Source organism: Bacillus sp. S2(2024) (assembly GCF_050474045.1).
Classification (GTDB): Bacteria; Bacillota; Bacilli; order Bacillales; family Bacillaceae_G; genus Bacillus_A; species Bacillus_A yunxiaonensis.
In genome coordinates this window covers 4,190,983-4,213,063 of record NZ_JBFLUS010000003.1, presented here as the reverse complement: position 1 = coordinate 4,213,063, position 22,081 = coordinate 4,190,983, and the positions used below count along the sequence as shown (strand labels likewise).

Below are 22,081 nucleotides of genomic sequence, written 5' to 3'. Positions count from 1 at the left end.
GATAGTGGCGGGACCCCTATATAAACAAAGGCGAAGTCTTCAAAGAGACTCCGCCTTTTCAACGTACAATGAACTTCAACAATTACTAGCTACTTCCTAAACATTGTTCTTCATTTACCAACCTGTTTATGCTTTTTTCAAACTTTGCAACAGAACCAGTTTAACCATCATCGTGTTCATGGAACTTTAGGTTATTTAAGTCCAGTTGAGTTCAGAAAACGAGCCCTTAAAAAAGCAGTCTGAATTTGTGTTGACAATCCACACCTCCATCAATACTACCAAAAGAACCTTTATACTGTTACAGCTTGAGAAATCCATTGAGCAGTTAGTTCAGGAGATTCAACAGGAAACTGATGACCGTACTGAATACGTGTAATATCCAAGTGTTCAAACTGCTTTGGGACATGATGATCTTTGTCCAAAGCTCCCCATAGTATCTTAATTTTCCTCTTATCCCATGTCTCGGGATTTAACTGAATGGATTTTGATATAGTTAAGCAAGACATGACCGTAGCGTTAGTTTTGCGTATACGGGGTGATTTTAAATCACGGACCACAGAATGAGCGTAATTACTCAATAACTGACTGGATGTTCTGAAGCTATTGGCTTGAAGTAGCTCTTTTTCCAAACGGGCGGGCTCCATATATTTTAGAACGAAACTTGTAATACGTCGAAATCTATATTTAGGTTGGATAGGATGCAGTACTGGCTGCAATAAAATGAGTTGTTTGATCAGTGAGGGCAGCCGTTCCATCACTTGAGCCGCAATCAATCCGCCAAATGAATGCCCCACTAATATAACGGGTCTGTTCAACTCAGTGATCATAGTGGAAATGCTCTCTACATAGCCTTCTAGCACAGAAGGATTATGGTGATAAGGGGTACGCCCAAATCCAGGTAAATCTACGAACCAAGTATTTAAACTGCTTAAAAATTGTGAGAGGGGCAAAAGGGCATCGGCATTGCTGAACGTCCCATGAAGAAAAATAATAGGCGTTTCATTCCTATCTTTCTCTAGCGAAACTAAGTTAGCCCTTCTTCGTTGACTAAAATCTTTCTGCTCATTTTGATTCAGACCTAAATGATTTAACCGATAATCCAAATCACTAATGATAAAAGGGAGCGTGGACGGAACTACGAATGAATTTCTGCCGCTCCTTTGTTCTATTTCTAATTTACTGTAAACAGGGAATTCCGACTTAACAAGAAAACTCATGGATTCTTTAGGAATACCAAGCATCTTACCAGCACCCATTCTAAGTACAGTTTTCAATAACGGAAGCGGTATAGTTCCTAACGGCTTTGTTGTCTGCAATTCGTGTGCCATGAGTTTGATGAAAGTTCGGATCGACGGACTCTCTTGCTTAGAATCTAAAAGATAGTAGGTATTGCTTGATAACCCTTCTGTATTAGCAAGTTTTGAAATAAACGAAGCCACATGATCAATATGAACCATTGGTAACCAATAATCGTCGCCGCCTGGAACAAGCGGCATAAGATTTCGCCTTACGGCATCGACTAAGATACTAAGGCCTCCAATCTGTTCTGTTTTCCCTGAGAAGGAGTCTCCGACGATTACACTAGGATTAACAGTAGATAAGGGAATGCTCATGTTATGAAGAGATTTTCGTATATAAGAATCGGCTAAAAACTTCATTTTTTCATAAGGCGGTTGATTGTCCAGCAAATGATCTAGATCCAACAATGCATTTTGTTCATGATAGGGACTCATAAAGCCTGCGACATGGATAAAATGCTTTAATTCTTTTGCAGCGTGGATATCCTGTGCTAGCCGAACAAGGGATTTTGCAGGGGTGAGGAAAGACTGCTCAGCTTCACTGAGGTTCAACTCAATATTCATTGGACCTCCTGCATGAATAATTAGATCAGTTGCAAGTAATTGCTTGTAGCTGTCATCACTTAAACCTAATCGAGGCTGCGTTAGATCACCGATAACAGGAACAATGTTGTTCTGTTGATCGGGTGCCAGTTGATTGATGATGGTAAGAAGACGATTTTTTTGACGTACAAGTGCATAAATCTGATGCTGAGAAGCTAACTCAGCGATTAAATGACGTCCAATATAACCAGTTCCGCCGGTCATGAAGATATTCATAATAAAAACACTCCTTTATTATTTTATAGTACTAACTAGTACTAATGCATCTAAAAATATTACTTTAGCATGGAAGCTAAAGCAGGAAATAAATTTTTGATCATATCTTGGTTGTTAGAAGCTTGAGCCAAGAAGAGAGCACCCTCAATAGAGGAGACAATCAACATAGCTGTTTGTTTAACGGGCAGCTCTTCCTTTAGTTCCTGTCGTGCAATCCCTTGGGCTAAAATCAATTCAACACCATGCAGCTGTTTTTCAAAAAAACTCTTGATTCTATCTCTAATTTCAACCGCGTCAATAGGCGTCTGTGTATACAGAGTCAGGAAAGGACAACCGCCAAGGTAGTTATTTTGTTCAATAGTATCGCTTAAAATGTGGAGTACCGCTTCTAATTTCTCCTGAACGGTGAGCTCAGTTTGAGACACAATATAATTAATTCGCTGCTCGTAATGTGCTATCAACTGATTAACAATAGCGAGCAGCAACTCCTCCTTGCTCTTAAAATAATAATAAATGTTCGTTTTTGAAACTTTGCTACGTGCGACTATGTCGTCCATGCTTGTTGCCAGAAAACCTTTAGTAAGAAACAATGTAAAAGCGGATTGCAGAGCAATATCTTTATTACTAAGTGTATTTTTTTTCATATTAGTACTATACAGTACTACAAATGGAGAGTCAAGTGAATAACGTTAATTCATTGACTTTGCGATTTCTAACATTTTTTCTTTCGGTAATCTTGAACTTTGCATTTCTACATATGTTCCAGCTTGTGTCCAACGAAGTAACCCACTCGTAATGAGTTCTCCGTTCTTATCCAATTTCCCACTATCCCCCCATTTTGAAAAATAACCCTTGTTTCCATTGATATCGACTTGTTCAGCATGAGGGAATTCTTCATCGGATAATAGAATTCTTCTGCTTATATGAATAGCAACCATCAGCTTTGTATCCTTGCTATCCATATAATGTAGCCTTATCCAAGGGGATGTTTTTGTATCTAATGTCCAATCATCTGGAATCTTTTTTGGAGATAAAATAGTGAAATCAACTTTTCTCTGTATTTCTGGAATAGTGGTGCTGTTGTGATTATACTTAATTTCTTTAGCTATGATTGTCATTGGATAACTAATTAAAAGTATAAAGGTAATGAATAAACGAAATGGAACTATCAATTTATTACCTCGATTCTAATTGGATTTTCTGACAGGTAGTATTTCCAAACTATCATTTTTCATTAAATAACCTGTCTCTTTTGTTTAACGAAGGATCATGTATGTTCCATACACATTCAGTTAACTTTTCTGTGTCTCACAATCATGTAGCATAATCTAAAAAATTGAAACCCGATAGGGTTTATTTGGTATGCAAATCTTTAAAGAACTTACACTGGATCTTTAGAAAGAAAAAATCTCACGTGAAATTAAACTTATATAATCTTAGCTTGATGGCGATGGGGTACCGTCAGGAAAGTGCGGATTTACAACGCTAAGACCATTTCCAAGACGATTCCCCAAATTTTAATAATGCTAAGGTCCTAAAAGGAGTAAATTTCGAGTGTTTTAAAATTAAAAATCTTATTCATCGAACAGTCGTACCTTTATGTATAAAATTCAATGAACAGTTATATTTGTATCCAAAAGGAAATAGATTAGATAGAGTAACAAAGGGCTTTTAAGCATGAATAGCAAAAGAGAATTTGTAGAACAAATAGAGTTGATAAAAAAGTAAAGGGAAGGAAACCAAATGAAAAAGATTACAACGGGACAAAGCAACAGCGGCTTCTCCGAAACAGGACTGCACAAAATGCGCGACGTGCTGGCACGACATGTCGATTCCGGGAAGATTCCTGGGGTCGTTGCTTTAGTCAGCCGGAACGGTGAGACGCACGTTGAAGCGATGGGCACGATGCGCCATGATGGTGGAGCGCCGATGCGCCGAGACACGATCTTTCGGATGGCCTCGACGTCCAAGCCGCTTGCGATTTCGGCGGCAATGATCCTGCTCGACGAGTGCAGGCTGCGGCTGGATGACCTGGTAGAGACGTGGTTACCGGAACTCGCCGACCGGCGGGTGCTGAAGCGGATCGACGGCCCGCTGGACGATACCGTGCCAGCGCGGCGTCCGATCACCGTACGGGATCTGCTGACTTCCACGTTCGGGCTCGGCATGGATATTACGTCGCTGGGCACTCCGATCATGAACGCGATTTTCGAGAAGGGGCTCACGCCCGATCTACCGGTGCCGATGCCCGAGCCGGATGAGTGGATGCGCCGTCTTGGCGAGCTTCCACTGATGCACCAGCCCGGAGAGCGATGGCAATACCACATCAGCAACGATTTACTCGGCGTGCTCGTCGCCAGGGTCACGGGCCAGTCGTTTGAGACGTTCCTGCGCGAACGCATCTTCGACCCCCTAGGCATGAAGGACACCGGTTTCCACGTGCCCGCCAACAAGATCGACCGGTTGCCGACCCTTTACGCCCCCGACCCGCAGACCGGAGAGTTCATCGTGTGGGACGAGGCCAAGGGGGGACGCTGGAGCCAGCCTCCAGCGTTCCAGGGCGGCGGTGGTGGGCTGGTCTCCACCGTCGACGACTACAACGCGTATTTACGGATGCTGCTGAATCACGGGATGCACGAAAGCGAACGGATCCTGTCCCGGCACGCCGTCCAGCTGATGACCACCAACCGCCTCACACCTGAGCAACAAGTAGCCCGAGACGCTTTGGCCAAAAACAATGTCCATGTGTCGTTCGGCCAAGGGCAGCACGGCGGCTGGGGCTTCGGGATGGCGGTGCGCACCTACCGCGGCGACTATGCGTCCATCGGCCAGTTCGGCTGGGACGGTGGAAGCGGCACAACGGCGTACGCCGACCCGGACAACCAGCTTACCGGAATCCTACTTACCCAGGTCGGGCTGTCAGTCCCGAATTCGGCACGGCTTATCCACGACTTCTGGACCATGGTCTACCAGGCAATCGAAGACTGAAATCGAGCTCGCGGTTCGTCGTTCGTTTAAAAAAGGGCCTGTGAATTTCATCAACCTTATTGGGGCGGAATCAGGACGTGGGTATGATAGGTTGGTTTGCCGACAGAAACAACTGCTTCAGCCTTTTAAGACCAATCATGCCCACGGAGGTTCCAAGTCAAGTCCTTAAACGCTTTTTTATGGTTACATGTAAACATAGATAAAAGGTGCACCATATCGGTGTTTTGAAACGGATACTACATATAAGAGCATGTTAGTTTAATAAGCCAAATTAAAAAATCGATTCCTAAACATAAGAGGAATCGATTTTTTTCTATGCTGTAATTTGTTTAATGTTGTAAATCCTCATTTTCCTGACGCTACCCTTTATATAAAAGATAGTGAGATTTTCCTATATCCCGTCAAAACAGTCGGTAAGAAGTTAGGTAAGGAAGAGAGACAAACCGTCTGTAAGGACTCGATTGGTTCAACTAGCCTTCTGGGAAAGAATGCTCTCAGAAGGAAGTTTCACTTTATTTTTCTTTGCTTAATGATTCCAACAAACACGCAAACAAATTATCTCGTATTAACGAGCTGTGACATCTTTAACTGCTTCAGAAATACGGTCAACTGTTGCTTTTCCAGCATCTTCAACAGCATCAACTGCATTTTGTACTGCATCGCTTGCTACTTTAATTCCGCGTTTTGTGTTATTACGCCCTGCATCAATGGCAGATTGAGTTCGATTTTGCTCAGTCAATTTTTATCCCTCCTAAATTTGTTTTTCGACCTTAGTATAAGAAAATGTCATTTTACTATTCGTATATTAGAGAAATTTCCAATAGTCCGAGTTATATGAGCAAAAAATTATGCTAGAATAAGTTCGTCATTTATCCGGCTATTCGCGGACGGTAATACCCCACCTCAAGATTCAGGGAAAAGTGTTGTCCAGCTCTAGCGGCTAGAATCTCCGGTCGTTTCGCTCCCTCGGACGAGACAAAAAGCACCTCTCTCTAGGGTGCGCGAGCGTCCTGCGATTCTGGGCGAGCCGCTTCCGCCTTTCTACAGAAGAGGGGGAGCCCGATTGGTTCAGCTAACCTTCTGGGGAAAAACGCTCCCAGAAGGAAGTTTCATGTTATTTAAAAAACTTATAATCATATCACATTTTGTGAAAGAATGAACAAATGAAATGTGAAAAAAATTCGAAAATAGGATTGTAAATATAGGGAAATATGATAAAGTAGAATTATCAAATATTTATGAAAACGTTTTCTTTGGACGTTTTATTTTTTAGACTTAAAGGTCTGATGACCCGATTGTCTATTTATAGGATTATAGGTTTATGAAAAAGGAAGATTAGAAGGGAAGGGAAACTATGAGCACATGGACACAAGTTTATGATCCGCTAGGTAATATTTGGCTTTCAGCAGCAGTTGCAATGATTCCAATTATATTTTTCTTTTTAGCGTTAACAGTTTTTCGTATGAAAGGCTATGTTGCAGGCTTTATTACAGTTGTATTAACAGTTATAATTGCACTTTTCGTTTATAAAATGCCATTTACGATGGCGATGGCAGCAACGGGTTATGGTTTTGCTTATGGATTATGGCCAATTGCGTGGATTATCATCATGTCAGTATTCTTATACAAAATCTCAGTGAAAACGGGACAGTTCGATATTATTCGTGCATCTGTTCTTTCTATTACAAATGATCATCGTTTACTTGTCATTTTAATTGGCTTCTCATTTGGTGCATTTTTAGAGGGAGCAGCAGGATTTGGAGCACCGGTAGCAATTACAGCAGCACTTCTTGCAGGACTTGGTTTAAACCCATTATACGCAGCGGGACTTTGCTTAATCGCAAATACAGCGCCGGTAGCATTTGGAGCTATGGGGATTCCAATTTTAGTAGCTGGTCAAGTAACAGGTATTGATCCTCATAAAGTAGGACAAATGGCTGGACATCAATTACCGCTTCTATCGTTATTTGTTCCATTCTTTATTGTATTCTTAATGGATGGATTAAAAGGTATCAAACAAACGTGGCCTGCATTATTTGTAGCAGGTGGTTCATTCGGGATTACGCAGTTTATTACAGCAACATATCTTGGACCTGAACTCCCAGATATTACATCGGCACTAGTGAGCTTAGTGAGTTTAGCACTATTCTTAAAAGTATGGCAGCCAAAAGAAATTTATCGTTCTGGAGAAGGACAAGTAGAGGCAGCGGCAACGGTAAATGCTGGTTCGACAATAGATTTAACAGCAGGAAAAGTTTTGAAAGCGTGGTCACCGTTTATTATCTTAACGATAATGGTTGTAATCTGGAGCCAAAAATTCTTTAAAGATCTATTTGCTCCAGGTGGTGCGCTTGCAAGCTTAGTGTTTAAATTTGAAGTTCCGGGTCTGCATAATTTAGTGATGAAGGCAGAGCCAATTGTTAATAAACCAACGCCATATGAAGCTATATTAAAGCTTGATATTTTATCGGCAACAGGAACAGCGATTTTGATTGCATGTATTATCACAATGTTTGTTTTGAAAATGAGTCCAAAACAAGCGGCTGTTACATTTAAAGAAACGTTACAAGAATTGAAAATGCCAATTCTGTCAATTGGATTAGTACTTGGCTTTGCGTTTATCGCAAATTACTCAGGGCTTTCATCAACATTGGCATTAGCATTAGCGGGAACTGGGAAGTTCTTCCCGTTCTTCTCACCATTCCTTGGATGGCTTGGGGTATTCTTAACAGGATCAGATACATCTGCAAACGCACTATTCTCAAATCTACAAGCAATTACAGCGTATCAAGTAGGCGTGAAGGAAGTATTGCTTGTTGCGGCGAATACAACGGGCGGTGTAACTGGTAAAATGATTTCACCGCAGTCCATTGCAATTGCATGTGCGGCAGTTGGACTTGCTGGAAAAGAATCTGACTTATTTCGTTTCACAGTGAAACATAGTTTATTCTTCGTAACAATCGTTGGTATTATCACATACATTCAAGCTTATTATTTAACTTGGATGATTCCTTAATGGAAAAAGGGGTGTCTCTTATGATGAGATACCCCTTTTTGTTATTTTTGAATTTAGGCTGGAAGATGTACGGTTTTAACGTGATGTAAATTGAAATGAAAACGCTGATTACGTGCTGTAATGAGTTCAATTTGATTGTCGGTTACTTCAGCTAATTTGCCAATTTTATAACTGTGTATGCCTAAATCAAGTAAAACGATACGTTGTTTTAGTTTTTTCATTTGTTCAGAAAATGTACGTGCAAGTGTAAGTTTTGAAGCTGGCGATAAAAGTTTTTCATTTTCGAGTCCGTAAGGCATTTCTGCTTCCTGATACGGAACGATATATTTTACGTGATGAAATGGGATGTATAACATTTGATAGACAGGTGAGAGGAAAACAAAATAGTCATTCATAATGTGGGTAACATATCCATGTAAGGCGTGTTCAGATGATAGCGCAAGTTCAATAAATTGTCCTTTTGCCACTTGCAATGTTTTACGCAGTGAAATAGTGGATTCACTTGATATGATGTCTTGCGGTAGTAAAGATTCTGGAATTACCAGGTTATCAAATAATGAAGGATTAATGCTTGGGGTTAAATGTTGAATGTGTAAACTAGAGATATACATGTATTTCTCTCCATCATACAATACAATAATATCTGAGCCTTTATCAATCATAATTCCTTCAAATGGAAGAAGCTCCCCAGATAGTGTCACTTGTATGGGTTGATTAATATATTTTTGTAAATGAAGCATGATAAATCACCTTTCTCGTAATCACCTCCTTCTAACGTAGTGAAGAAGAGAGATGTTTTAGGATGCGAAGATTAACTTAACCCAATAATATAGACAAAATAGTGTAAAAATGACGGTTGGCGGAATGACAAGAAATGTAGTTTTTATATAGGTATCCCAGCCGATATTTACTTTTCCTTTTCTCACAATATACATCCACATTAAACTTGCTAATGTACCGATTGGGAGTAATAGTGAGCCTATATCACTACCGATGATGTTTGCAAGATAAATGGTTTTCAATGTAATAGGATCTAGTCCCATCTGGGTGAGTTCCATTGTGCCAATCATTAAGGCAGGATGGTTATTCAAAAGATTTGAAAGGATAGAGATTAAGCCGCCCATAACAAAAGTGGCATGAAATAAACTATTAATGATGAGTGGATGAAATGTAGCTATGAGTAGTTTGGTTAAGCCGATGTTATTAAGTCCATATACAATCACGTACATAGAAAATGCGAAAATTAAGACGTACCAAGGGGTTTTTTTAATCATATCATGAGGTGGGATACGCAGTTTGTACCATCTCCACCCGAGTAAAATAACGGAGCCAATGACTGCTACAATGGCGATAGAAAACTGGAAGAAAGATGCGATAAATAAGCTGAGGCGAACGCAGAAAACAAATAATAGAATGCCAAGCATAAACCTTGTTCGCTTACGATTTTCATCAATTGCGGGACGTGGTTGCAGTGGGTGAAAGGGTTTTTTAACGAAATTTTCATCTAAGTATGTCGATAAGACCGGGAGTTTTTCAGGAATTTTTTTCCGAAAAACAAGGAGTAATAGAAACGACATAAAAAGGAGACCTAACGTAGCGGGAACAAACATCATGGCTGTATGCATGTATAAGTCCATATCAATAATTCTCAAGGCGATTAAATTCACAATATTGCTTACACCAATCGGCGCACTGGATGCAGTAGCGATGAGTGCACCACTTAGTAAGTAAGGTATTTTTTGATCATGTGTGAGTCGTAAATGATGTAACAAAAGCAGTAAAATGGGAGTTGTAATTAAGATGCCACCATCGTTATTGAAGAATAATGTCATGAGAAAACAAAGAAGATTTGTATACCAAAAGAGGCGAATACCAGAGCTTTTTGCTTTTTTAGCAAGTTGAACGGCGCACCAATAAAAAAAGCCGAAACTCTCTAATACGATTGCCATAACGATGGTAGCCATAATTGTTATGGCGGCGCCAATAATTTTTGAGCTAATATCACCCAAGTCGGTAAGAGAAACTGTACCGCTTAAAATGACAATCACTGCACCAACTGTTGCCGGAATTGCTTCATTCATCCCTTTTGGACGCCAAAAGATGATGAGCGTGGTTCCGAGAAAAACGAGTATGGTTATTGTAGATTGTAGGTTTATCAACTCTCTCACCCCTGTTCTTATAGTGAAAAGTTTGCATAAGACATACGTCCTGCACTGGCTTATATTCTATATGTATGTAGTGGGGAAGCAGCCTGTATTAAGTGAAATACCCATTTTTTGAATAAGGAAAAGAAATGATATAAATACCTTTGCATTTTTTAGACAATGATGTATGATAGGAGCGTAGTAAAAATTTAATCAGTGATAAACTGGGGGTGCCCAAGCGAGTTGGGCTGAGAGAGAAGTGCGTTGAAACTTTTTAACCCTTTGGACCTGATCTGGTTCGTACCAGCGGAGGGAAGTTAACGGCTTTACATAACAATGCCTTATGTTGCCAGGTCCTATTCTTTATTATGGACCTGGCTTTTTTATTTGAGCATACACTGGCCGCTAGTTCTCGTCCTGGTCAAAAGAAAAGCGGAGCCGACTGTTTAGACCCGTTGGCTAAGGTTCTTTCGCACAGAAAGCGCTTTTTGTTTTCTCGTGTGGAAGGTTCTTAGACGAGAGGGTTTAGGAGGCGAAGCTGGATCTAAGAAAAGCGGAGGTTACTTCGCTAAGACACAGGGGAGGAAACATATTATGAAACAATCTGTTTCAGCTGAACAAATTGAGTTGAAGTCAAGTTTACCGGGAAGTAAGAAGGTATATGTAGAAGGTACACGTGAAGATATGAAAGTACCGATGCGCGAGATTGCACAAAGCGATACAAACGGTGTACCGAATCCATCTATTCGTGTGTATGATACGAGTGGTCCTTATACGGATCCTGATTACAAAGTGGAATTAGAAAAGGGGATTCCAACGCCGCGCCGCTGCTGGATTGTGGAACGTGGAGATGTAGAAGAGTACGAGGGCCGTGAAGTGAAACCAGAAGATGATGGTGTGAAAACAGCAGCTAACCATACGCCTATATTCCCGCAAATGGGACGTAAGCCGCTTCGTGCAAAAGCTGGGGAAAATGTTACGCAAATGCATTATGCGCGTAAAGGCATCATCACATCAGAGATGGAATATGTGGCGATTCGTGAAGGTGTGGAAGCAGAATTTGTGCGTCAAGAAATTGCTGAAGGCCGTGCTATTTTACCAGCAAATATTAATCACCCGGAAGCAGAACCAATGATTATCGGACGTAACTTCCACGTGAAAGTAAATGCGAATATCGGGAACTCAGCTGTTTCATCGTCGATTGCGGAAGAAGTAGAGAAGATGACGTGGGCAACACGCTGGGGTGCAGATACAATTATGGACCTTTCTACTGGGAAAAACATTCATACGACACGTGAATGGATTATTCGTAATGCGCCTGTACCAGTTGGAACAGTGCCGATTTACCAAGCGCTTGAAAAAGTAAACGGAATCGCGGAAGATTTAACGTGGGAAGTATACCGTGATACGCTAATTGAGCAAGCGGAGCAAGGTGTAGATTACTTTACAATTCATGCTGGTGTGCTGCTTCGTTACATTCCGCTTACAGCAAAGCGTGTAACAGGAATTGTATCACGCGGCGGTTCGATTATGGCCCAGTGGTGTTTATATCATCATCAAGAAAACTTCTTATATACACATTTTGAAGAGATTTGTGAAATTATGAAAAAGTACGATGTTTCCTTCTCTCTTGGAGATGGATTACGCCCTGGTTCAATTGCGGATGCAAACGATGAAGCTCAATTTTCTGAGCTGGAAACATTAGGAGAACTTACGCAAATTGCTTGGAAGCATGACGTACAAGTGATGATCGAAGGCCCAGGACATGTACCGATGCATTTGATTAAAGAGAATATGGATAAAGAACTCGACATTTGTCATGGTGCACCGTTCTATACACTTGGACCGTTAACGACAGACATTGCGCCGGGTTATGACCATATTACCTCTGCGATCGGGGCAGCGATGATTGGTTGGTTCGGTACAGCAATGCTTTGCTACGTAACACCGAAAGAACATCTTGGCTTACCAAACAAAGATGATGTTCGAGAAGGTGTTATTACGTACAAAATTGCCGCGCATGCCGCTGACCTTGCAAAAGGTCATAAAACAGCACATCAGCGTGACGACGCTCTTTCTAAGGCGCGTTTTGAGTTCCGTTGGCGTGACCAATTTAATTTATCATTAGACCCTGAGCGTGCAATGGAATATCACGATGAAACATTACCAGCAGAAGGAGCAAAGACAGCGCATTTCTGCTCAATGTGTGGTCCGAAGTTTTGCAGTATGAGAATTTCACATGATATTCGTGAGTATGCAAAGGATAATGATTTAGAAACAACAGAAGCAATCTCAAAAGGTATGAAAGAAAAAGCAGAAGAGTTTAAAGAAACAGGCAGTCAATTATATCAATAATTAGAAAGTATCTTTTTGAACACCTCTTAATCTATGATCATGTGTACCCTAACCTAATATAGATAATGGTCCCCCTGCTGCGCGAGAGCAGGGGGATTTTGTTATTCTATCAAGAATACTCTACATGAAAAGTAAGACGAATCGGAAGGAGAAAAATGGAGCAGAAAATTGATCCTGCTACTGCATTTATATTACAGATTCTTTTTGTCGTTACATTTATTTTGTTATTGTCACCAAATTATGAGAAACAAATGGATATTATCATAACAGCTGTTGGCACGTTGTTTCTTGTGGTTGGTAGTTTTGGGCTTTCTGTATATTATTTTGCGAAGAAGTGGTATTCGAAATTACCGTTTTTCTTTATCGTTACATCATGTATGTTGCTGGTCTATTTTATATTGGCTTGTATTGAAATTCCGCATTACCTCTATCACCGATTTACGGAGCGTTAGTATGTATAGAAATAGGAACCTTCCGTATATATTTTGGAGGGTCCCTATCGGCTGTTGTATTTAATGGGCGAAGACGAGCTGTACCCAGTAGTATAGGAGGAAGAGTGTTAAGATTGTGGTGAGAGGAATGACAATTAAGGAGACGCTCAAGTAATCTTTCCATTTTACTTTGATTTTATTTTGTTTCAAGATATACATCCAAATAAGGGAAGCAAGTGTACCAATTGGTAGTAATAATGATCCCATATCGCTGCCAATGATGTTTGCGAGGTAGATTGTTTTGAGGGTAACAGGATCTAATCCCATTTCTGTTAAGGTAATGGTTCCGATCATTAAGGCAGGATGGTTGTTAAAGAAGTTTGATAGAATTGAAACGAGTCCACCCATCATAAAGCTTGCATGTAATAAGCTTTGATTTACGATTGGTTCACATACTTGCACAAGCCAAGCTGTTAGTCCAGCGTTATGAAGCCCATAAATAATAACATACATGGAAAAAGCAAAAATGAGGATGTGCCACGGTGTCTTCTTTAATATATCGACTGGATTTGTTCGTAAGTAATACCATCTCCAGATGAGTAGAACGAGAGAGCCAATTACGGCAACAATTTCAATCGGAATTGCAAAGAATGAGGCTACGAAAAGAAGACAGCGCATAAGGAAGACGAACAGTAACACTTTTAACATAAATTTTGTACGTTTGCTTTTTGTATCAACAGAATCTTTTCCTTTTAATGGATGAAAGTGTTTTGTGAAAAAGACTTCTTCAATGTCATAAGCGGATGTTGGTAGTTTTTTCGGTAATTTCTTTTTCACGACTATATACATGAGCCATGACATAAAGATAAGTCCTAACGTTGCAGGTACAAACATCATTGCAGTATGCATATAGAGTGTCATATGAACGATGTTTAATGCGATTAAATTTACGATATTACTAACACCAATTGGAGCGCTAGAAGCAGTTGCAATCAATGCACCGCTTAATAAATACGGAATTTGTTGCTGTGGTTTTAATTGAAGGTTTTTCAAAAGTAAAATTAAAATCGGAGTTGTAATTAAAATACTACCATCGTTATTAAACAGCAGTGTCATGAGAAAACAGAGTAATTGAATGTACCAATATAGGCGGTGCCCGGAGCCTTTTGCTAAGTTTGCAAGCCGAGCTGCTGCCCAGTGGAAGAAACCAAAACTTTCTAATATAACAGCCATAACAATTGTCGCGATGATGGTAATAGAGGCGCCGCCGATTTTACTAATGATATCGGCAATGTTACTGCGCGATACTAGTCCGGTAATAATGATAATCCCCGCTCCAATTGCAGCTGGCCATGCCTCGTTTATTCCTCTTGGCCGCCAAAATATAACAGTCATGGTAAGAAGAAAAACAACAACCGTAATCCAAATTTCAATACCCATAGCTAGCCTGCCCTTCTTAATTCTTTAGTTTGAACAAGTGTATTTCGACTTGTCCGAAGCTTATATTTAATCATATTCAAGCTCTTAAAAGAAGGTATGGGGATTACACTAGCTATTGTAAATATGTGCGTTTGGTACCTTGGGGAAAAGACATAGTATATAGGGGAAGTTGAATGGAAATAGGCACATATCCAGTATGTGCCTATTAGGTATTTATAATAGAAAAATTGCTACGTGCATATACCTAGTTTTATTTTGGTAGGTATATGTGGATGAAAATATGCTACTTATTTCATGATAGATGATATTTGACTAGAAATTTTATTACCCATACGGGTATTTGTAATGTTGTCTGTAAGAGCCCGATTGGTTCAACTAACCTATCGCGAGGAAAAGCGTCTCACGATAGGAAGTTTCACTTTACTTTAAAAAACTTCGATCTTTCAAGAATAAGTTCCAGAAGAAGATGAAGCCTGGTAATAGTATTGCGATACCGACTGCATAGAGAATGAGCAGTGCATAAAACGTTTCTTTCGTTGTAAAACTTGTAAACACAGTTACTTCTGGATAAATAATATATGGAAGGTGTGCAACGCCGTAAGCGTAGCTTGCAAATCCATATTGGGCAACGACAGAAAGAACAGCAATGCGCGGCCAGCCGAGTGTTTCGTATTTGTGATTCGTCCACCAAAGGGAGGAATAGCCAATGATAAAGAAGATAATCGAGACTGTAAACCATTTGAACTGTTTAATTAATCCTTCCATGAGCCAATGCGTTTCGGGATCCATTACGACAAGTGCAATGATGGCGGTAACAAGCGTTGCAGGACCGAGCACGATGGCGTTTCTCCGATAGACACGATATGTATCTTCGGAGCCTTGTTCTCTAGCGAAATCAGCGAGAAAGAGTGCTGATAAAAAGAGTTCGGATGTTAAACCGAAGAGCATGTACCAGTATACAACTGGACTTGATAATAACTTTCCATATAATAACGTTTCTTTGCCGCTAGCAGTGGTAATGAAGGCTCCCTCTGTTACAGGAAGTACTGTAATTAAGAGAGCTGGAATTAATAGACCAGTAATGCCTGAAATAACGCGCATGAGATGCTGGTATTTTGGCAAGGAATACGCAAACACCATAAAAGTACTACGAATTGCAACGAGTATGAGAATTAAGGTAACAGGTAAAAACATTGCAGTTGCGAGTGTAAATGCAGCTTTTGGAAAGAAGCCGAGAAACGCAACAACGACAAAGACTAGAAATGTATTTGTAACTTCCCATGTTGGTGATAAGTAGCGATTCGCGAGTTTTCCGGCAAGTGTCGGATGATTTGCATACACCATCCCCCAAAAGCCGGCACCGAAATCAATTGAGCCTAGAATACTGTATACAAAGACGACAGCCCAGAGAATGATAATAGCAATGCTTGCTTCAGGCATGTGAGTCCCCCCCGTTCGGTTGTAAGTCTTGCTTCAATGGATGGCGTCTAAAGAATGTTCGTAATACGAAGACAGTTAAGATGCCAAGTGCAATGTATAGTATGACAAATACGACAAATAATGGCCCAACAAAGTCAGCGCGCGTTGCAGCATCTGTTGTACGTTGAAAACCGTAAATCGTCCAAGGCTGTCTTCCACTACAGCTGAAAATCCAGCCAAATTCAATGCCAAGAAGCATAATCGGACCGCCTGCAGCGATTGCCCACAGCATCCATTTTGGCAATTTCCCGCCTTTTTTTCGGTAAATGAAGTACCAATATCCAAGTGAAATTGCAGCGACGGCGAATGAAAATGTAGCTGCTCCAACCATTAAGTCAAAGAATAAATGGGTGTAAAAAGGAGGCCACGTTTCTGATGGAAATTCATTTAATCCTTTTACAACCGTATTTGGAGAAAAACCAACTAACATACTTAACAGGTTTGGGAATTCAATGGCGTATTTTAATTCGTTTGTTTTTGGATCGAGAATGCCTCCAACGGCTAGCGGTGCATGTGATTGTGTATGAAATAATGCTTCGGCTGCTGCCAGTTTTTCTGGTGAGTGCTCATGAAGTCCAATCGCAGATTCATGTCCAGAAACCCACATAATCGCGCCTGTAATGAATGTGACCATAAGACCTAAGTATAATCCTTTTTTATGATAAGCAATCTCCCGTGCACTTTTATTTCGTTTTAATAATTTAAAGCCAGCGATAGAAGCAATGACAGCAGCTCCTGTTGCATAAGCGGTAATGACAACATGAACGGAGCTTGTGAAAAAGCTTGGATTAAAAAAGGCTTTCCAAGGATTGACGTTATAGACAGAGCCGTCCGGTGCCATTGAAAATCCGGCTGGTGTATTCATCCACGTATTTGCTGAGGTAATAAGTACAGCGGATGCAGTCGCGCCGAGCATAACAAAAAAGAGCGATACTAATCGCATGAATGGTGGTAATTTGTCTGCAGCATAGACGTAAATGGACATGAACAATGCTTCTAGGAAGAAGGCGAAAATTTCAATTTGAAATGGAACGGAGATGACTTGTCCAACAATTTTCGCAAAGCCAGGCCAAAGCAAGGAAATTTGGACGCCTACAATTGTTCCTGTTGGAATGGCAACACCAAGAAGAATCGCAAATGCTTTCGTCCATCTTTTTGCCATCACAGAGTAATCAGAGTCCTTTTTCCAGTGATATAACATTTCGCTTATAAAAATCATTAAGGAAAGTCCGATTCCAAGTGTTGCAAAAATAATATGGAAGGCTAACGATGATCCAAAGAAAGCGCGCGATAGTGTAACAGTATCCATGTTTCTACTCCTCTTCTTTTTTTTGCCATTATTTTCTTACTGATATGGAAATTTTATTCAAAAAAATGACAAAAAATATATATGTATTTTAGGAGAGATTATGATATTATAATGTTGAAATCTTCTGAAAATAAAAATTTCTATTTTAGAATTGTACTTTGAGGAAAAATATTTTATAATGCTTTATGCGAACGCAAGTTCTGTTTTTGCGGGATTCCTTTACAAACTGTAAGGAAAAAATGCGGATGTGCACTGGATTTAGTCGTATTCATGAAACGGAGGGGAAGTTTTCATGTATCCAGAAGTCATAAAAAAAATGGCATTTTCGAAAGAGCATAAAGATTTATTATTGAAGCTATACAATAAGGAAATTACAAGGCGTGAATATGATCGTCTTGTACAAGCACTATATCGACCAACAAAAGAAAGTGTGTAAATATCCATTCATGGTGAGTGGGTAACTGAATCTTATATTAGTGAAATAAAGTGAAACTTCCATCAGTGGGGGTCTTACTGCCAGCGAATAGTGGGATAAAAGAGGCAATCTGAAAAAGGTTGCCTTTTTTGTATGTTTTTTTCTTATAATGGTTAGCATCTTAACGAGGTGATATTGTGCGGAAACGTTTTTATCTATTTATTGCAATGGCCGTTTTGATTATTTTATGTGGAGCGGTGATGTGGAAGGTGTTACAAGGGAGCGGTACAGAGCAATTTATTATACGCCATATGACAAATGAAAATGGAACGTTGGCAACATATCGGCTTAAAAGTGACAAACAAGGAACAGATGTTGCAACTGGACGTGAAGCGTTGTCTGAGTCAGCAGGATTATGGCTCCGATATGCGCTAGATACTGATAATCAAGAGATATTTGATGCGCATATGAAAGTTATACAAAATTACTTTTTGGACTCATCTCATATTGTACTATGGAAAATTGCAGAATCGGGAAAAAGACAGGCAAGAACGAATGCACTTATTGATGATTTACGGATTGTACAGCAATTGTACCGGGCATATGAGAAATATGAAGAAGAGCGATATAAGCATCTTGCTGATCAAATTAGTGATGCCATATTACATTATAATAAGAAAGGGTCTTTTTACGTTGATTATTACGCTGCTGATGCACATGTATCAAATGATACGTTAACAATATCTTATGTGAATCCGAAAGCATTTTCTTATATGAAAAAGTATGGAAAAATTACGGATGCTGAGTATCAAAAAGTTGTTCAATTTCTAGCGGATTATCCGCGAAATGGATGGGCTTTTCCGAAAACGTATGAGAAAGATGGCACCTTTACATATGATAAAGAAGTAAATATTATTGACCAGTCATATGTTGCGTATTACCGAAGTTTAGTAGACCTTCCTTCCGCAGCATATTTAGATTTTCTTAAGAAAACATTTAAGAAAGACGGCAAGCTGTATGGAAGATATCATTTAGAAACAGGAGAACCTGCTGTTGCTTTTGAATCACCGGCTGCGTATGGTATAACGATTTTATATTTATTAGAAGCTGGAGAGAGGAAGTTAGCTGAAGCGATGTATGAGGAAGCAGCGACGTTCCGTAATAAAAATCCGTTTAGCCGCTATTACGGCGGCTATGTAACAGGAAAAGATAAGAATACACATATTTTTGATAATCTATTGCCGCTTTTAGCAGAAACCGCGTTAAAAAACAGCAAGTAATTATTACTTGCTGTTTTTTTCATAAATGTACTGTGTATATAACATTTGTTTTGTATATTGATTAATAAGGTGAAAGCCGACAATAAAAATAAATGCTGGAGCAGAAAATTTTGCTAGATTAAATAACATGCCGATAATAATAGATTGCTCAATTACTAAATTCCCTTGATTCATTGTATATAGTAATGAGCTTTGCAAAACAACAGCTAGAAAGGCAATGCTTTGCAATACTTTAAACTCAGGGGCATTTTGTGTCATTGTGAGCATCTCCTATTCCATACATGATTATAGTACAGGAGGGAGGTGTGTACTATAATCCCTTTGTGAAAAATATAACAATTTAGTAACAGCGCATACAACATAGATATGATAGGAAGAATCCTTCTAGTGAAAATCACGAGAATCGCTTCTATATGAAAGAAATTCGTGTTCAATTCCAGCCTTAAAGTTTAGTAGAAAGCAAGGGAATTTGAAGATCCTTCAATTGGTGGATTAGATTGACTCGCTCGTTGATAGAGAATAGTGTGAAGAGGGGATTTTTGTTGGCATGCTCGTCATACGAAAATTACCCTAGACATATACATAGGTTAACTTAGATTTATTCCGCTATTTGCGGACAGTAAGACCCCTCAGCCTAGGGTTGAGAGAGAAAATGTTGTCCATCTCTAGCGACTAGAATCTTCGGTCGTTTCGCCCCTCGGACGAGGCAAAAAGTGCCTCTCTGCCTTGGGTGCGGGCGTCCTGCGATTCTGCGCGAGCAACTTCCGCTTTTCTACAGAAGATAGGTAGGGGATAAATGTTCGTAAAAGCCCAAATGGGTAGTTGTAAAGAACATCTAAGAAAGGGGGCATTGTATGAATATTTTACTTTGCTGTGCTGCCGGAATGTCAACGAGCTTGCTTGTTACGAAGATGGAGAAAGCGGCACAGGTACAAGGTATAGAGGCGAAAATTTGGGCTGTTTCTGGAGCAGAAGTGCGTAATCATATCGATGAAGCTGATGTATTACTACTCGGTCCGCAAGTGCGCTATTTGCTGCCAAAAATGAAAGAACTATGTAAAGAGAAAGGAATACCTGTTGATGTCATTCAATCTGTACACTACGGACTTTGTAACGGGGAAGCGGTGTTACAAGCAGCATTGTCAATGAAGTCATAAGGAGAGTGGAGAAGATGACAGGGTTTTTAGAGAGATACGTTATGCCTGTAGCGGGAAGAATTGCAGAGCAGCGCCACTTACAAGCTATTCGAGACGGAATTATTTTAACGATGCCTTTTTTAATTATCGGATCATTCTTCTTAATTATTAGTGCTTTGCCGATCCCTGGATATAATGACTTTATGGCTAATCTGTTTGGTGATGGTTGGCAAAAAGCGTTAGGATATCCAGTTAGCGCAACATTTAGTATCATGTCTTTAATCGCTGCTTTTGGAATCGCTTACAGATTGGCGGAACGGTATAAAGTAGATGCATTAGCTGCAGGGGCGTTATCGCTTGTGTCTTTCTTGCTCGCAACGCCATTTCAAGTTTCTCATATTATAGAAGGAACAAAGGAAAGTATTATAGTAGAAGGGGTTATTCCAGTTGTGCTTATGGGGAGTCAAGGTTTGTTTGTAGCGATGATTTTAGCACTTATATCTACAGAAATATACCGCTTGATTATACAGAAGAATATTGTGGTTAAACTGCCAGAAACAGTACCGCCAGCTGTGTCCCGTTCGTTTACTGCACTTATTCCTGGGTTTATTGTCGTAACAGCTGTTTGGATTTTGCGATTAATGATGGAACATACTTCATTTGGGAGTATTCATAATATTGTTGGGCAATTATTACAAGCACCGCTTAGTAAGCTTGGTGCTAGTTTATTTGGAGCCGTGATTGCTATTCTTCTTGTTCAAGTATTATGGGCATGTGGGCTTCACGGAGCGGCAATTGTTGGCGGAGTGATGGATCCAATTTGGGTATCATTAATGGATCAAAACCGCGTCGCCTTTCAAGCTGGGCAGGATGTGCCAAATACAGTTACAAAGCAATTCTTTGATTTATGGATTTATATGGGGGGATCAGGTGCAACACTTGCACTTGTAGTAGCGATGTTATTATTCGCGCGAAGTCAGCAATTAAAAAGTTTAGGCAGGTTATCAATTGCACCAGGTATTTTTAATATTAATGAAATGGTGACATTTGGGATGCCGATTGTATTAAACCCGCTTCTTCTCATTCCGTTTATTCTAGTTCCTGTTGTCCTAACGATTGTGACGTACTTTGCGATGGAATGGGGCCTTGTCGCACGGCCAAGCGGAGCGTTTGTACCATGGACAACACCGATTATTTTTAGCGGCTATTTAGCAACAGGCGGCAAGATCTCAGGTGTTGTTATGCAATTAGTGAACTTCTGCTTAGCGTTTCTCATCTACTTCCCATTTTTAAAAATATGGGATAAGCAAAAGTTGGCAGAAGAAAAGGGGGAGTAATAAAGAAACATGGATACATTAGAGACAATAGCCTTTCATTTAATTTTACACGGGGGAAATGCCAGAAGCTCAGCGATGGAGGCAATTCAATTTGCGAAACAAGGGAAGATTTCCGAAGCGGACGAAAAGCTGCAAGAAGCAGGCAGCGAATTAAAGGAAGCACATCGCTTGCAAACAACATTAATTCAACAAGAAGCAGGCGGCGAAAAGGTCGAACTCAGCTTACTGTTCGTTCACGCCCAGGATCATCTGATGAATGCTATAACAATAAAGGATTTAGCGAGTGAGTTTGTTGATTTATATAGGAAGATGCTAGATGGGAAATAGGCCTTGCGTGTGTTAAATTTAGATAACAATTCATAGGATAGTTAGTCCATTATGAGGGCTGATTATCCTTTTTTATTTACAGGGTGTATTTATAGTGAAAAGGAAAAGAACATCTGGAATTGAAAGATCGGTTAAGGAACTGTTGAGTGACAATAAGTTGTTCCGTTAAAGGGCCATTTAATTGAGTAAGTCTTATTAAACGAACAGTGGCAGGATAATGAATTTCATGGAGTAAAATAAGAAATTAGAGTAGAGAATTATTTAGAAAACAAAAAGGGATATGCCTTTGTTAAAATAAAAGATTTAT

19 protein-coding genes, 2 pseudogenes and 1 riboswitch are annotated in these 22,081 nt (G+C 39.9%); of the genes and pseudogenes, 11 read left to right on the top strand and 10 right to left on the bottom strand.

All coding sequences use genetic code 11. From position 1 onward, the window contains the following. Positions 1-16 precede the first annotated feature (16 nt). Positions 17-100 (top strand): annotated as a pseudogene (locus tag AB1284_RS21415) (IS6 family transposase); the annotation flags it as partial. A gap of 44 nt (positions 101-144) precedes the next feature. Then, complete coding sequence (locus AB1284_RS21410; protein WP_350495082.1) at positions 145-243, top strand: IS3 family transposase; 99 nt, start codon at positions 145-147, stop codon at positions 241-243. Positions 244-290: 47 nt separating this feature from the next. Here AB1284_RS21410 and AB1284_RS21405 read toward each other — a convergent pair whose 3' ends face one another. The 3 genes from AB1284_RS21405 to AB1284_RS21395 are packed head-to-tail and all read right to left on the bottom strand — an operon-like array spanning position 291 to position 3,289. Next, positions 291-2,117 (bottom strand): alpha/beta fold hydrolase, encoded by a 1,827-nt coding sequence (locus tag AB1284_RS21405; RefSeq protein WP_429753082.1) that lies wholly within the window; start codon positions 2,115-2,117, stop codon positions 291-293. A 59-nt stretch (positions 2,118-2,176) separates the two neighbouring features. Continuing rightward, positions 2,177-2,761, bottom strand: a complete 585-nt coding sequence (locus AB1284_RS21400) for a TetR/AcrR family transcriptional regulator (RefSeq protein ID WP_028402269.1) — start codon at positions 2,759-2,761, stop codon at positions 2,177-2,179. Positions 2,762-2,806: 45 nt separating this feature from the next. Continuing rightward, on the bottom strand, positions 2,807-3,289 hold the full coding sequence (locus AB1284_RS21395) for a DUF4367 domain-containing protein (protein ID WP_429753083.1): 483 nt from the start codon (positions 3,287-3,289) through the stop codon (positions 2,807-2,809). A gap of 571 nt (positions 3,290-3,860) precedes the next feature. Between AB1284_RS21395 and AB1284_RS21390 the strand changes: the two genes are divergently transcribed. Continuing rightward, the gene (locus AB1284_RS21390; protein WP_429753084.1) at positions 3,861-5,105 is read left to right on the top strand and encodes a serine hydrolase domain-containing protein; all 1,245 of its coding nucleotides are present in this window, start codon (positions 3,861-3,863) and stop codon (positions 5,103-5,105) included. A gap of 565 nt (positions 5,106-5,670) precedes the next feature. On the opposite strand, the gene AB1284_RS21385 is transcribed toward AB1284_RS21390, so the two are convergent. After that, complete coding sequence (locus AB1284_RS21385) at positions 5,671-5,844, bottom strand: hypothetical protein (RefSeq protein ID WP_429753085.1); 174 nt, start codon at positions 5,842-5,844, stop codon at positions 5,671-5,673. A 615-nt stretch (positions 5,845-6,459) separates the two neighbouring features. Here AB1284_RS21385 and AB1284_RS21380 point away from each other — a divergent pair. Continuing rightward, positions 6,460-8,121 (top strand): lactate permease LctP family transporter, encoded by a 1,662-nt coding sequence (locus AB1284_RS21380; RefSeq protein ID WP_429753086.1) that lies wholly within the window; start codon positions 6,460-6,462, stop codon positions 8,119-8,121. A gap of 53 nt (positions 8,122-8,174) precedes the next feature. Here AB1284_RS21380 and AB1284_RS21375 read toward each other — a convergent pair whose 3' ends face one another. Beyond that, entirely contained in the window at positions 8,175-8,861 is a 687-nt protein-coding gene (locus AB1284_RS21375) for a DUF2642 domain-containing protein (RefSeq protein WP_429753087.1), read from the bottom strand. A 57-nt stretch (positions 8,862-8,918) separates the two neighbouring features. Further along, the gene (locus AB1284_RS21370) at positions 8,919-10,277 is read right to left on the bottom strand and encodes an arsenic transporter (RefSeq protein ID WP_429754401.1); all 1,359 of its coding nucleotides are present in this window, start codon (positions 10,275-10,277) and stop codon (positions 8,919-8,921) included. A gap of 204 nt (positions 10,278-10,481) precedes the next feature. Continuing rightward, positions 10,482-10,597, top strand: a riboswitch (TPP riboswitch). Positions 10,598-10,859: 262 nt separating this feature from the next. On the opposite strand from AB1284_RS21370, the gene thiC reads away from it, so the two are divergent. Together thiC and AB1284_RS21360 are read left to right on the top strand one after the other, a co-directional pair. Then, on the top strand, positions 10,860-12,620 hold the full coding sequence (gene thiC / locus AB1284_RS21365) for a phosphomethylpyrimidine synthase ThiC (protein WP_429753088.1): 1,761 nt from the start codon (positions 10,860-10,862) through the stop codon (positions 12,618-12,620). A 155-nt stretch (positions 12,621-12,775) separates the two neighbouring features. Then, positions 12,776-13,072 carry a hypothetical protein gene (locus tag AB1284_RS21360; RefSeq protein WP_429753089.1) on the top strand — a complete coding sequence of 99 codons (297 nt, stop codon included), beginning with the start codon at positions 12,776-12,778 and terminating at the stop codon, positions 13,070-13,072. A 60-nt stretch (positions 13,073-13,132) separates the two neighbouring features. Here the strand turns inward: AB1284_RS21360 and AB1284_RS21355 are convergent, their stop codons facing one another. The 3 genes from AB1284_RS21355 to AB1284_RS21345 form a co-directional block, all read right to left on the bottom strand. Then, on the bottom strand, positions 13,133-14,491 hold the full coding sequence (locus tag AB1284_RS21355; protein WP_429753090.1) for an arsenic transporter: 1,359 nt from the start codon (positions 14,489-14,491) through the stop codon (positions 13,133-13,135). A 420-nt stretch (positions 14,492-14,911) separates the two neighbouring features. Continuing rightward, positions 14,912-15,931, bottom strand: a complete 1,020-nt coding sequence (locus AB1284_RS21350) for a cytochrome d ubiquinol oxidase subunit II (RefSeq protein WP_429753091.1) — start codon at positions 15,929-15,931, stop codon at positions 14,912-14,914. Then, the gene (locus tag AB1284_RS21345) at positions 15,924-17,279 is read right to left on the bottom strand and encodes a cytochrome ubiquinol oxidase subunit I (protein WP_429753092.1); all 1,356 of its coding nucleotides are present in this window, start codon (positions 17,277-17,279) and stop codon (positions 15,924-15,926) included. Before AB1284_RS21345 ends, AB1284_RS21350 begins: the two co-directional genes overlap by 8 nt. Before the next feature lie 292 nt (positions 17,280-17,571). Here AB1284_RS21345 and AB1284_RS21340 point away from each other — a divergent pair, with 292 nt between their 5' ends. Both AB1284_RS21340 and AB1284_RS21335 read left to right on the top strand, forming a co-directional pair. Continuing rightward, the gene (locus AB1284_RS21340; protein ID WP_429753093.1) at positions 17,572-17,715 is read left to right on the top strand and encodes a hypothetical protein; all 144 of its coding nucleotides are present in this window, start codon (positions 17,572-17,574) and stop codon (positions 17,713-17,715) included. A 176-nt stretch (positions 17,716-17,891) separates the two neighbouring features. Continuing rightward, positions 17,892-18,974, top strand: a complete 1,083-nt coding sequence (locus tag AB1284_RS21335; protein WP_429753094.1) for a glycosyl hydrolase family 8 — start codon at positions 17,892-17,894, stop codon at positions 18,972-18,974. Positions 18,975-18,989: 15 nt separating this feature from the next. On the opposite strand, the pseudogene AB1284_RS21330 reads toward AB1284_RS21335, so the two are convergent. Further along, positions 18,990-19,232 (bottom strand): annotated as a pseudogene (locus tag AB1284_RS21330) (acyltransferase); the annotation flags it as partial. 596 nt (positions 19,233-19,828) lie between these two features. On the opposite strand from AB1284_RS21330, the gene AB1284_RS21325 reads away from it, so the two are divergent. The 3 genes from AB1284_RS21325 to AB1284_RS21315 are packed head-to-tail and all read left to right on the top strand — an operon-like array spanning position 19,829 to position 21,774. Then, the gene (locus tag AB1284_RS21325; RefSeq protein WP_429753095.1) at positions 19,829-20,131 is read left to right on the top strand and encodes a PTS sugar transporter subunit IIB; all 303 of its coding nucleotides are present in this window, start codon (positions 19,829-19,831) and stop codon (positions 20,129-20,131) included. A 14-nt stretch (positions 20,132-20,145) separates the two neighbouring features. Further along, positions 20,146-21,447, top strand: coding sequence for a PTS cellobiose transporter subunit IIC (gene celB / locus AB1284_RS21320; RefSeq protein WP_429753096.1), 1,302 nt, complete (start codon positions 20,146-20,148; stop codon positions 21,445-21,447). Between the two features lie 9 nt (positions 21,448-21,456). Beyond that, positions 21,457-21,774, top strand: a complete 318-nt coding sequence (locus AB1284_RS21315) for a PTS lactose/cellobiose transporter subunit IIA (RefSeq protein ID WP_429753097.1) — start codon at positions 21,457-21,459, stop codon at positions 21,772-21,774. The last annotated feature ends 307 nt before the right edge of the window (positions 21,775-22,081 follow it).

Bases quoted from the DNA above. Each gene is read 5' to 3' on its own strand.
- AB1284_RS21405 (WP_429753082.1), bottom strand. From the start codon at position 2,117: ATGAATATCTTCATGACCGGCGGAACTGGTTATATTGGACGTCATTTA.
- AB1284_RS21400 (WP_028402269.1), bottom strand. From the start codon at position 2,761: ATGAAAAAAAATACACTTAGTAATAAAGATATTGCTCTGCAATCCGCT.
- AB1284_RS21390 (WP_429753084.1), top strand. From the start codon at position 3,861: ATGAAAAAGATTACAACGGGACAAAGCAACAGCGGCTTCTCCGAAACA.
- AB1284_RS21380 (WP_429753086.1), top strand. From the start codon at position 6,460: ATGAGCACATGGACACAAGTTTATGATCCGCTAGGTAATATTTGGCTT.
- AB1284_RS21375 (WP_429753087.1), bottom strand. From the start codon at position 8,861: ATGCTTCATTTACAAAAATATATTAATCAACCCATACAAGTGACACTA.
- thiC (WP_429753088.1), top strand. From the start codon at position 10,860: ATGAAACAATCTGTTTCAGCTGAACAAATTGAGTTGAAGTCAAGTTTA.
- AB1284_RS21360 (WP_429753089.1), top strand. From the start codon at position 12,776: ATGGAGCAGAAAATTGATCCTGCTACTGCATTTATATTACAGATTCTT.
- AB1284_RS21355 (WP_429753090.1), bottom strand. From the start codon at position 14,491: ATGGGTATTGAAATTTGGATTACGGTTGTTGTTTTTCTTCTTACCATG.
- AB1284_RS21350 (WP_429753091.1), bottom strand. From the start codon at position 15,931: ATGCCTGAAGCAAGCATTGCTATTATCATTCTCTGGGCTGTCGTCTTT.
- AB1284_RS21345 (WP_429753092.1), bottom strand. From the start codon at position 17,279: ATGGATACTGTTACACTATCGCGCGCTTTCTTTGGATCATCGTTAGCC.
- AB1284_RS21340 (WP_429753093.1), top strand. From the start codon at position 17,572: ATGTATCCAGAAGTCATAAAAAAAATGGCATTTTCGAAAGAGCATAAA.
- AB1284_RS21325 (WP_429753095.1), top strand. From the start codon at position 19,829: ATGAATATTTTACTTTGCTGTGCTGCCGGAATGTCAACGAGCTTGCTT.
- celB (WP_429753096.1), top strand. From the start codon at position 20,146: ATGACAGGGTTTTTAGAGAGATACGTTATGCCTGTAGCGGGAAGAATT.
- AB1284_RS21315 (WP_429753097.1), top strand. From the start codon at position 21,457: ATGGATACATTAGAGACAATAGCCTTTCATTTAATTTTACACGGGGGA.